The following is a 10,957-nucleotide window of genomic DNA, read 5'->3' on the forward strand; positions in this document are numbered from 1 at the left end:
GCTTACACTCCAACGTTGTTGATGAAATCTTTTTGCAATTTTTGTTGATCTGCTGACCCAAGATCCTTCGTCAAAACGATGCGAGCCGCCTCGACAGAATCTTTCAATAGCTGAGAACGAAGTTCCTTCTGCGCACGCTGAACTTCCAACTTCACAGTCAGTTCCGCATCGTTTTGAATGCGCTTGGATACATCAGCAGCCTCGTCCAAAATTTGCTTCTTCAGCTCTTCTGCATGAGTCTGTGCTTTGCGCAGGTTCTCTTCACGAGTCTGATCTAAATTTGCCAATTTGGATTTGATATCCACGAATTCTTTTTCAGCTTGCTCACGCGCAAAAGCAGATTTCTGAGCAGCCTCAAGATAAGCTGTTTTTCTGCCTGCGAAGAAAGAAACAATACCATCTTTTGTGAAGTAAATAAGACCTGCAACAAGGATCACAACGTTGATCGCCTGGTACATGACTGCCTTAGGAATACCCTCACCACCATGTCCACCCGCTGCCAATACAGCCGCAGGAGCCAACAATACCATAAGATTCAAGATCAATTTCATAGTGTGTCTCTCTTATTTACCAAGAAGCTTGCTAGTGATTGCCATTGCCACAGCATTTGTTTGAGATTTCAAATCCGCTGCCGCAGATGAAACCGCTGTGGTGATTTTTGTTCTATTGTTCTGAACAAGAGCTTCAGACTCTGTGCGCGCCTTGGCAACCAAAGACTCATAGTCTTTTGTTGCCTGAGTTTTCGCAGCATCGATGATGGATTTCATCTGAGCATTCAGATCACGCACTTTTGTTTCGTATTCTGTCTGCAATTCGATGGATTTGTTTTGGTACTCAAGGGCAAGGTCTTCCCCGCCTTTGGTTCTTCTTTCTCTTTCCTCCAATGCATGAGCATAAGGAGCGAATACAACCTTGCTCAAGAAGATCAAGGCGATTGCAAAGAGCACAAACTGAATGACTGCCGTGGTATTGATACCTAGTTGTCCAAAAATGTCCATTTGGTTGAAATCCCTACTGATTTTTTGACCTTCGGGATTAGCATTGGGGGACAGAACAGGTCAAGGCGTATTTCTAACTGATAATGTTGGACTGCCTAAGACTTAGGCATGTATGAAGCCCCTTCAAAAACAACCCCTTCATCAATGCGTAGACTTGGAGATGTTACGGTGCCTTTGAATATAGCGGGAGGGTGCATGATAACCCTGCGGCGGGCAAAGAGATTTCCCTCTACCCGGCCGGAAATAACGATGGTGTCGGCCTCAATTTGGGCGGTCACAGAGGCCCCCTCATTGATCACGATGGTGTCCTTAGTAAAGATTTCCCCCTTAAAGTCTCCGCCGATCTGAACAGTCCCCTCGAAGCTGAGCTTTCCTTCGAAATGGGTCCCCTGGTCAAGGATCGCTGTCACATGACCAGAAAGAAGATCTTCTTGAAGTGCGGGGGAAAGTCCTACTGCCATCCTTCTTTAAGCCTATCTACCAAGTTGGTTAGTTCGTCATCGGAATAGAAATGAATGCTGATTTTACCTTTTGAATTGGCATAATCAATGTTCACTTTTGTTCCCAGCATTTTCTGAAGCTCATCGCTCAAACCAGAAATCAAACGCTGGGTTACATTAGAATCAAAAGTTGGCGCCTCTTCAACTTCCTCTTGGCCCTTTACGACCGCCTGCACCATTTTTTCAAGCTTACGAACCGCGATTTTTTCGTTCAGCACTTTCTTCGCAAATTCGATCTGCTTCTTTGGATCTTGTAAAGAAAGAAGAACTTTGGCGTGGCCGACGGAAAGTTCGTTTCCGGAGATCATTTCTTTCACCGGCTCTGGCAAGGAAAGAAGACGAACCGCATTGGCAACCGTCGCACGGTCACGGCCTACTTTTTCAGCCACTTGCTGTTGCGACAACTTAAATTCAGAAATCAGACGGGAGTAACCTTCTGCTTCCTCAATTGGATTCAGATCTTCACGTTGAATATTCTCAACAATCGCCAGTTCCAGCGCTTGTTTGTCATCGTAATTCTTCAGGATAACTGGAACTTCATGCAAGCCCGCCAGTTGGGATGCTCTCCAACGACGCTCCCCTGCGACAATTTCCAATTTTCCGGAAGCGGTTCTGCGCGCCACGATTGGCTGAAGAATACCGTTTTCTTTAATAGATTGAGCCAGCTCTTGCAGGGGTTCTTTATCAAACTGCTTACGCGGCTGATATTGGCCTGGCGAAAGTTTGTCGATAGCAACCTTCCAGATTTTGCTCTCAGGATCTACGGGAGGGGCAACGGGTGTTGCTACTACCTGAGGCGCAGCTGCTGGTGCAGGAGCTGGCGTGGAGTTCACATTATTAATAGGTGCAGCTGGGGCCTTCGCCACTGGAGCTTCGGCCGCCGGAGCTGGGCCACCCAACAAGGAACCTAGGCCTCGGCCCAGTCCCTTTTTCTTATTGTTTGAGGATTCAACAGCAATATCAGACATTTATAATTCCCCTCTTATGCCATCTGTTCTGCGTGTGGAGCCGCCTCGGACGTCGTTTTCACCTCGGAACGGGCGATCACTTCGCGGGCAAGCTCTAGGTATCTAGTTGCGCCAATGGATTTGCTGTCGTATTCGAAGATGGACTGACCATGGCTTGGTGCCTCGGATAGGCGTACATTTCTTGGAATGATGGCGTTGAATACTTTCTCGCCAAAGTGGTTTTTAATCTCGGTCACAACTTGGTGACTTAGATTATTTCGAATATCAAACATCGTCAGAACGATGCCTTCGATATGCAATTGAGGATTCAAATTCTTTTTGATTAGTCCTGCAGTATTCAAAAGCTGACTAAGCCCTTCAAGCGCATAGTACTCACACTGCAGAGGCACCAAGAAACTGTCCGCCGCATTCAGGGAGTTCAAAGTCAAAAGCCCCAAAGATGGTGGGCAATCGATGATCACGAAGTCATATTGATCAGCCACAGTGGCAATCGCCTGTTTTAGACGGTATTCACGCTGCGGCATATCAACCAATTCAATTTCCGCGCCCACCAGATCAGGATTAGCCGTGGATACTTGCAAATTTGGATTGGAAGTTTTTTGAGTAGCCTCTGAAAGAGTTTTTTCACCGATAAGCACATGGTAGCTATTCGCATCCTGGCTTTCGTATCTTTTGATACCCAAACCGCTGGAGGCGTTACCTTGTGGATCCATGTCGATCAAAAGAACTCTTTTACCAAGAGAAGCCAAGGCAGAGGAGAGGTTTACAGACGTCGTTGTCTTACCAACACCACCCTTTTGATTCGCTATACAGATTGTTTTTGCCATTTTTCCTCCTTGAGTAGAAAAAGTCGCTCGAATCGCGTGAACATTCAAGAATAAAGACCAGTTTTTCGCGCCACACCTTATGTTTTTATGCGTTTTTTCCGATGTTCCACGTGGAACACGTGTTTTTATGCGAATAATTTGTCTGATCATCCTTAGTTTAAGCCTCGTTGCCTGCAACAAACCCGATCCCAACCCCGAGTTGAAGGATCCGATCTTCAATGATCTTCAAGCTAACGCTGCAGAAACAAGTCAGCTTCTGGAAGCAGAAAAGAAGAACTTAGAAGGGTTCGAAAAGGAATTGTCTGACGTGGTCCCTCAAACAGGTCAAATAAAGTACGCTCAAAAGCGTGTGCGCGAGTCGAAAGAAAGAATTGTCCGGCTGGAGCAGGAAAAACAGTATCTTGAGTTAAAAGTCGATGCCCGCAAGCGCGAGGCTAAGAAATCTTATTCCAAGGCATTTAAAAAAGGTGATCCATGGCCTGATCCCCAGGAGTGGGACTCCTATCAGACGGAAAAACGCCTTAGAAACGCAAAAAGAACCTGGGATGCAAAAGAAAGAATGAAAGAAGCCGGTTTAGGGCAAGAAAAAACCCCCGAACCAGCGGCCGGGGGTCATTAGACATGTTCCACGTGGAACATTCAGGCGATTTTCTCCGTTTTTACCACGGAAAACTTCACAGCCCCCACCGGAAGCTTATATTCCCCCACTAGCGAAGGCGACCAAATAGAGCAAAGCTGAGTCGGGATTTCTCCCACCTCAATCCCCCACTCTTCGCTCTTAAGATGATAAAAAGCACCACCCTTTGGGACGCTTTTGCGCACAAGCATGATGGCCTTTGAAATAGAGTTAAAACCACGAGCCATCACGAACTGCATAGAGTTATCCGGCATCGATTCCACTGTTCTGTGTTCGACCGTACAATTAGACGCTTTCAGCATGGCAGCCATGTGTTTTAAGAACTCAACCTTTTTAATATCCGACTCAATCAAAACGACCTGGACCTGCGGATACAAAAGGGCAAAAACCAACCCCGGAAAGCCATTACCGCTTCCCAAATCAAAAATCTTATCGATCTTAGGGTTAGCCTTATAAATTACTTGAGAGGCTAGAATGGCGTCCGCAAAGTGAAGCGCATCGGCCACGAAGAGCGTCTTGGGTGAAATCAGATTCACCGTTCGATTGAACTTAATCAGCTCTTCATGATACGTCTTTAGTCTAGTTCTTAAATCTGGACTTAAATCGGGAAACCACTCATCAATGCGCCAGTGTATTATCGGCGCTTCCTGTTCCTTGTTGTCCTTCAAGATCCATCTCCTTGATCTTCTTATGACCTTTAAGATGAATCATTATAGCCTGAATGGCCGAAGGATTAACACCACTTATCCTTTGAGCTTGACCTAAGGTCCGTGGCTTAACGCGTTGCAGCTTATCTTTCTCTTCATTAGAAAGACCACGAATCTCACTGTAAGAAAGACCGTCTGGAAGAACCATTTCTTCCATTCTTTTGGACTGAACGATCAGGTCCATCTGTCTCTTTACATAACCCGAGTACTTCACTTCAATCTCGACCGGTTCAACCACATTTGGATCCGGATCCAGCTCAAAATTCAGCAGTTCCAGATGTGAACTGGTAAGCTCAGGGCGTCGCAGCAACTCCTCGAAAGTCAGAGACTTTGTCATAGCTGGAGTCGGTATGGTCGCAAGAATCTGCTGCACATCTTTGGTCGGATAAACAACCGTATTGCGAAGTCGATCATGCAAAATCTGACGGCGTTCTCGCAACTTGCTCAAAAGCTCGTAAGACTCCGCCGGAACAAGACCCAACTTCATACCGATATCACTCAACCTATCGATAGTATTATCTTCTCGCAAAACTAGTCGGTGCTCTGCGCGAGATGTAAACATACGATACGGCTCACGCGTCCCCTTCGTCACAAGATCGTCGATCATCACACCCATATAGGCTTGATCACGGCCCAAAATGAACTCGTCACGGCCCAAAATACTATGAGCCGCGTTGATACCCGCAATCAAACCTTGAGCAGCTGCTTCCTCATAACCGGAGGTGCCGTTGATCTGACCCGCCAGGAAAAGCTGACGAATCGTTCTGGTTTCCAGTCGATGCCAGATCTGAGTGGGCTCGATATAATCATATTCGACGGCATAGCCGTAGCGAGCGACTTTGACGTTTTCAAGTCCCGGGATTGTTTTCAAGAACTGATCCTGAACCTCTTCCGGAAGACTGGTTGAAATGCCCTGAAGATAAATCAAATCCGTGGAAAGACCTTCCGGCTCCAGGAATGTTTGATGGCTGGTTCTTTCCGCAAAACGAGTGATCTTATCTTCGATAGACGGACAGTATCGAGGTCCGATACCTTCAATAATTCCACAATACATCGGGGACTTATCCAGGTTCCCACGGATGATTTCGTGGGTTTTCTCTGTCGTGCGAGTCAGGTAACACAACACCTGCGGCAGCTTGAGTTTGTCAGAGGACTTATAACTGAAAGGATAAACCTTTTCATCGCCGCCCTGAGGAACCGTTTTTGACCAGTCAATGGAATCTTTCAAAAGACGCGCTGGCGTCCCGGTCTTCAGTCGTTTTACTTCAAACCCGAACTGAGCCAATTGATCTGACAAACCAATGGATGGCTTGTCCCCCACACGGCCACCCGCCTCCTGGCGAAGACCGATGTGCATCACTCCATTCATGAAAGTACCAGTGGTGATGATCGTCGCTTTAGCGAAAATTTCAGAGCCATCCTGAAGAACCACACCCACACACAGATCCTTCTCAAGAATCAGGCGTTTGACCTCACCCTGAAGAACTTCCAGATTGGGTTGATTGAACAGGGCATTCTTTTGAAACTGCGAATAAAGATGTTTGTCATTCTGTACGCGCGTCCCACGAACTGCGGGACCTTTGGAGGCATTAAGGCGTTTGTATTGGATGCAGGTTTCATCAGCTGCAACACCCATCTGTCCACCCAGCACATCGATTTCACGAACCATGTGCCCTTTGGCAAGACCACCAATGGAAGGATTGCAACTCATATAACCGATGCGATCCGTGTTTGTGGTCACCATCAGAGTGTTTAAACCCAAACGCGCCGACGACAAACAGGCCTCGATACCCGCATGACCGGCACCGACAACAATCACATCATACTTTTTATTCGCCATATTTATTTCCCGATACAAAACTCTTTAAAGACTCGGTCCATGATCTGATCATCAAACCGCTTCCCTAAAGTTTCGTGAATCGCAATGAGAGCTTCTTTAAGCTCAAGAGCCAAAAACTCAGCGCCCATGCCTTGATCCACAACTGATTGAGAACGTTGTGTGTTCTCCAAAGCACGATTGAGGTTTTCATAGTGACGGGCATTGGAAATCAAAACTGTGTTTTCCACCTGCAAGTCCGCGAATTCCTTCACCAGGCTTTGGAGCACTTCAGAACGCACCTTTTTATCAAGAGCGCTGACAAAGAACACCCTTCTTGTGAAGAAAGCCGGGCTGTCGCCAATTTTTTGGAAAAATTTACTGTTTTTAAGGGCTTTTTCGACAGTTTCCAGGGGTTTAGACCCCCCAATTTTGTCGGTTTTATTGGCCAAAATATAGGTCTTCTGAGGCTCTAAAGAATCCAAGATCAGCAACTCTTCAGAGCTTAAACCCTTTTCAATATCAAAAACGAAGAACACCACATCGGATTCATTCTGCGCCTCATAGCTTTTCTGAATCCCAATGCGCTCAACCAGATCTGTTGCCTGATCCCGCAGGCCAGCCGTGTCCACAAACGTGAACTTTACGCCTTCAAAGCTGGTATCCCCGTGAATAACATCGCGGGTGGTCCCGGGGATATCGGTCACGATGGCACGTTCATCTTCCAGGAACAAATTCAATAAACTGGATTTTCCGACATTGGGAAGACCGGTCAAAACAACGCGGAATCCGTCTTTCAGAAGGCGTCCGACTTTAAACGTCGCCACCAATTCTTTCAAAACAGCTTCAACTTTGCGTAGGCGAACCTGCACCACATTGTCTTCGATGACTTCGATGCCTTCGGTGGAAAAATCAATACTGGCTTCGGCGTGCGCCAAAATCCAGGTCATGTCATCTTCCACTTTCTCTAGCTTTTCAGACAACGAACCCTTCAGCTGGCGAAGAGCCAACTTGGCTGCCTGCTGACTTTGCGATTCGATCAAAGATAAAACGGATTCGGCCTGAACCAGATCAAGCTTCCCGTTCATAAACGCACGGTAGGTAAACTCACCGCGGTCCGCGGCACGAGCCCCCAGTTGAATGAGCTGATTCAGGATACTCTGACAAATAAGTGGGCTTCCGTGACAGGAAATCTCAATAACTTCCTCACCGGTGAAAGAGCGGCCCTGTTTGAAATAGGTTGCCAAGACCTCGTCAATCTCATCACCCGTCTGGGCATTTTTCAGATTACCGAAATAAACTTTATGAGACTCAGGATGTTCGGGCAAAAAAGAACAAAGCTTGGAGACAATAGAAAGAGTCTGGGGCCCGCTAACTCTGATGACAGAGATTCCACCCACTCCATGAGGAGTGGAGATCGCACAAATTGTATCTTTATCACGATCTCCGCGGATCATAGGCCCCACCTGGGCTCACTAGTCGTGAGCCGCTTCCTCATTACCTGAATTGTTGGCGTTACCGCCTTTTGCAGGATAGATTTTGATTTTTTTGTACAGACCGTCACCCAAAGAGCGGCTTTTCACACGCGGATCCTTGGCAAGGTACTGATGAACAACTTTTCTGTCTTTCGGCGGAAGAGCTCTGTAATAAACAGACTTTCCTTGCTCGATGCAGATTGCTTTTAGATTCTCTGCACGCTCAATCAAAGCATTTGCGGATTCATCGCGGTAACCACCGCAGTCCACTGTGATGTTTGTTTTATCGTCAGGGAAATTGTGCTGGATCACGCGCTTAAGGAACAATTGGAAAGCATCCAACATCTGTCCTTTTTTATCCTTAAGAATCTCTTCATCAGCTCCAGAAAACTGAATAGCCAATGTTGTCGAACCGTCGTCGTCTTTTTCGGTGGACAGTTCAAAAGAAAGTTCAAATTGAGCTTTCTCGATGATTCCCTCAAGCGTTTTTTCAACCAGTGCTTCTACTTCGCTATTAGCACTTTTGCTTTTCCCCCCGAAAAGCTTACTAAAAAAACCCATTTTGCCTCCTATATAAAATAATAAAAATTCAAATCAAAAATGGCCAGTTACGCCTTGGCCGTGGCAGCTTTCGGTTCTCTCATGATCAGATACTGCTGGATGATACCGAACAACGTGCTGATCACCATATAAAGAGTCAAACCACTTGGCAGCTGCAACATGAACAAAGAGAACACCACAGGCAGGAACGCCATGATTTTCGCTTGAGTCGGATCCATCGTGCTCGGAGTGAGTTTTTGCTGGATATACATGAAGACCGCCATAGATACCGGCAACACATAGAACTTATCGTGAGAGCTCAAATCCGTGATCCAGAAGATGAACGGAGAATTGTAAAGCTCGATGGAAGAACCGATCACACGATAAAGCGCGAAGAACACCGGAATCTGCAACAACATCGGTAAACAGCCACCCAATGGATTTGCTCCGTTTTGCTTCATCACAGCCATCATTTCCTGATTCAAACGCATTGGATCTTCTTTGTATTTTTCACGAAGACCCTGAATGATCGGCTGAACCTTTTGCATCGCCTTCATGGACTTGAAGGACATGATGTTAAACGGCAGTACACAAAGACGAACCAGCAAGGTCAGGATAATAATCGCAAAACCCCAGTTACCGACAACAGAATGTGCAGCTTTCATCACATAAAGAAGTGGACGAGCGATAAAGCCAAAGAAACCAAAATCAATCAGGCTAGCCATCTCAGGGTCCACTGCTTTTAAAGCATCAATGGATTTAGGACCCGCATAGAAGATCTCAGAGAAGGTCATTTCAGACTTAATCTGAGCCGGTTTGTAAACTAGCTCCGCCATAGCAGTCTTGTTGTTAATCTGGGCATTCAATTTAACTTCAGGGATAACATCAGACTTATCCAGAATAGCCGCCGCAAAGTACTGAGAGCTCACAGAAACCAAAGATGCACCGGTGAAGTCCTTTGATACATTCTCTTTGGAGTTACTGAAGTTCACGGTCTCATGCTTACCCGCGCTGTGGGTAACAAAGAAATCCTGATGTTCATAAGAAGGGAACAAGAAGGAAGTGGATGCGGGTGTGTGAATAGTCTCTGGAATCAATAAAGAGAAGCCCTTTTTAAGTTCTTCTGTTGGACTTGATACAGAGATCGTGTTTGTGAAAGAGGAGGTTTCGGTGTTGAACTTCAACTCTCTTTTTACAACTGTTTCACCAACTTGCGCGGTACCGATATAATGACCAGGAGCTTGTTCAGCCAGATCAAAATTCAGAGGCTTAACATCCCCTGCCCAGCGCATTTCAAACAAACCATCAGCCTGGGACACACCTAGTTTGATATTGTTCTTTTCTTTATCCTGATAGTTGTTGATGGTGTAATTCTTCAACCCCATACCGAAACTGGTTACAACGAAAGATACTTTGTCATTTTCAAAGTGGAATTCTTTCGCTACAGCCGGCGCCGTCACGATTTCAGATTTTGTATCAACAGTATTTGCAGAAGCTGCGGCCGATTCAGAAGGAGTTGCGCCCGATGTGGCGCCGACAGTTTGCTCAGATTGAGTCTTTGGTTTGTTATAGTTTGGATACTTTTTAGCCAGATAAGTATTCCAGCCATAATAAGCGATTGCCACAGCGGCAACAGCAAGAAGGGTTTTCGGATCGAAGAACGACGGATTATTCTTTTGTTGCATGGATTACTCCCTTTGCAGGCGGTACCGGATCGTACCCATAAGGTCCCCCCGGTCGGCACTTGCACACTCTTTTGGTTATTAACCACAGAGCACTGTGTGTATGATGAGTCTTTATAGCTTCAAGGGCATAGGCAGAGCAGCTAGGCTCGAAACGACATGATCCACCCAAATGAGTGGTCCCCAGAGTTCGGTAAGCTCCAATCAACAGCCACAAGATATACTTAGAGGTGTTTTCGTAGAGTTTCCAAACCCCGGTCCAAAGCTTTAACAAATTCCTCATGACTGAGGCCTTTGTAAAAGTTTGCATCCATTGGTTTAAAAATGAGATTGATGTCAGCTTCAAGGGGATGTCCCGCCACAAGGAAGCTTCTGAAATACTCTCTCGTCCAGCGTTTCAACTTATTGCGCACAACGGCCGAGCCGGTTTTACGACTAGCAGTTACGCCAAAACGCAACTGACCCACCTGGTTCTTCTGATAATTCAGAAGCAACCACTTTGTAGGCCAGTGTCTTTTCCCGTTTTGTTTTAGAGAGAGAAACTCAGAACTTCGCTTAATAACTTGTGGAGAGTTATTTTCCACCAGTAGAAACCGTCAAACGCTTTCTACCTTTAGCGCGACGACGATTAAGAACTTCTTGACCAGATTTAGTAGCCATACGAGCGCGGAAACCGTGAGTGGTTTTACGACGTTTATTGGATGGTTGGTATGTACGTTTCATTACTATTCTCCCCAGGGTTTTTTTACGACGCTAACTGACGTCAAAGACACCTATATATGTATTCCACAAAGTTGGTTACAACTA

The 10,957-nt window shown here is 46.1% G+C and carries 14 protein-coding genes; 1 reads left to right on the forward strand and 13 read right to left on the reverse strand.

Going from position 1 to position 10,957, the window contains the following annotated elements; translation table 11 throughout:
- Positions 1-2: 2 nt before the first annotated feature.
- From ACZ50P_RS17250 to ACZ50P_RS17270, 5 genes are all read right to left on the reverse strand, one after another.
- Positions 3-551, reverse strand: a complete 549-nt coding sequence (locus tag ACZ50P_RS17250) for a F0F1 ATP synthase subunit B family protein (RefSeq protein WP_464119127.1) — start codon at positions 549-551, stop codon at positions 3-5.
- 12 nt (positions 552-563) lie between these two features.
- On the reverse strand, positions 564-998 hold the full coding sequence (locus tag ACZ50P_RS17255; protein WP_464132591.1) for an ATP synthase F0 subunit B: 435 nt from the start codon (positions 996-998) through the stop codon (positions 564-566).
- A 95-nt stretch (positions 999-1,093) separates the two neighbouring features.
- Positions 1,094-1,459, reverse strand: coding sequence for a bactofilin family protein (locus ACZ50P_RS17260; RefSeq protein ID WP_262555149.1), 366 nt, complete (start codon positions 1,457-1,459; stop codon positions 1,094-1,096).
- On the reverse strand, positions 1,450-2,466 hold the full coding sequence (locus ACZ50P_RS17265; protein ID WP_464132593.1) for a ParB/RepB/Spo0J family partition protein: 1,017 nt from the start codon (positions 2,464-2,466) through the stop codon (positions 1,450-1,452). Before ACZ50P_RS17265 ends, ACZ50P_RS17260 begins: the two co-directional genes overlap by 10 nt.
- Positions 2,467-2,480: 14 nt before the next feature.
- Positions 2,481-3,293: a ParA family protein gene (locus ACZ50P_RS17270; RefSeq protein WP_464119133.1), complete on the reverse strand. Its 813-nt coding sequence runs from the start codon at positions 3,291-3,293 to the stop codon at positions 2,481-2,483.
- 127 nt (positions 3,294-3,420) lie between these two features.
- On the opposite strand from ACZ50P_RS17270, the gene ACZ50P_RS17275 reads away from it, so the two are divergent.
- Positions 3,421-3,912: a hypothetical protein gene (locus ACZ50P_RS17275; protein ID WP_464132595.1), complete on the forward strand. Its 492-nt coding sequence runs from the start codon at positions 3,421-3,423 to the stop codon at positions 3,910-3,912.
- A gap of 20 nt (positions 3,913-3,932) precedes the next feature.
- Here the strand turns inward: ACZ50P_RS17275 and rsmG are convergent, their stop codons facing one another.
- From rsmG to rpmH, 8 genes are read right to left on the reverse strand one after another with little or no spacing between them, the layout of a single operon-like run.
- The gene (rsmG, locus tag ACZ50P_RS17280) at positions 3,933-4,598 is read right to left on the reverse strand and encodes a 16S rRNA (guanine(527)-N(7))-methyltransferase RsmG (protein WP_464132598.1); all 666 of its coding nucleotides are present in this window, start codon (positions 4,596-4,598) and stop codon (positions 3,933-3,935) included.
- Positions 4,549-6,477 carry a tRNA uridine-5-carboxymethylaminomethyl(34) synthesis enzyme MnmG gene (gene mnmG / locus ACZ50P_RS17285; RefSeq protein WP_464132600.1) on the reverse strand — a complete coding sequence of 643 codons (1,929 nt, stop codon included), beginning with the start codon at positions 6,475-6,477 and terminating at the stop codon, positions 4,549-4,551. The genes rsmG and mnmG overlap by 50 nt, the downstream gene beginning before the upstream one ends.
- A gap of 2 nt (positions 6,478-6,479) precedes the next feature.
- On the reverse strand, positions 6,480-7,910 hold the full coding sequence (gene mnmE, locus ACZ50P_RS17290; RefSeq protein ID WP_464132603.1) for a tRNA uridine-5-carboxymethylaminomethyl(34) synthesis GTPase MnmE: 1,431 nt from the start codon (positions 7,908-7,910) through the stop codon (positions 6,480-6,482).
- An 18-nt stretch (positions 7,911-7,928) separates the two neighbouring features.
- Entirely contained in the window at positions 7,929-8,489 is a 561-nt protein-coding gene (locus ACZ50P_RS17295) for a Jag family protein (RefSeq protein WP_464132605.1), read from the reverse strand.
- A gap of 47 nt (positions 8,490-8,536) precedes the next feature.
- Positions 8,537-10,153, reverse strand: coding sequence for a membrane protein insertase YidC (gene yidC / locus ACZ50P_RS17300; protein ID WP_464132608.1), 1,617 nt, complete (start codon positions 10,151-10,153; stop codon positions 8,537-8,539).
- Positions 10,137-10,460, reverse strand: a complete 324-nt coding sequence (yidD, locus tag ACZ50P_RS17305) for a membrane protein insertion efficiency factor YidD (RefSeq protein WP_464119146.1) — start codon at positions 10,458-10,460, stop codon at positions 10,137-10,139. Before yidD ends, yidC begins: the two co-directional genes overlap by 17 nt.
- The gene (rnpA, locus tag ACZ50P_RS17310; RefSeq protein WP_262555134.1) at positions 10,375-10,734 is read right to left on the reverse strand and encodes a ribonuclease P protein component; all 360 of its coding nucleotides are present in this window, start codon (positions 10,732-10,734) and stop codon (positions 10,375-10,377) included. The genes yidD and rnpA overlap by 86 nt, the downstream gene beginning before the upstream one ends.
- Positions 10,724-10,873: a 50S ribosomal protein L34 gene (rpmH, locus tag ACZ50P_RS17315; RefSeq protein ID WP_262555132.1), complete on the reverse strand. Its 150-nt coding sequence runs from the start codon at positions 10,871-10,873 to the stop codon at positions 10,724-10,726. The genes rnpA and rpmH overlap by 11 nt, the downstream gene beginning before the upstream one ends.
- Between the last annotated feature and the right edge of the window lie 84 nt (positions 10,874-10,957).

It is taken from the genome of Bdellovibrio sp. CKG001 (genome assembly GCF_055397465.1).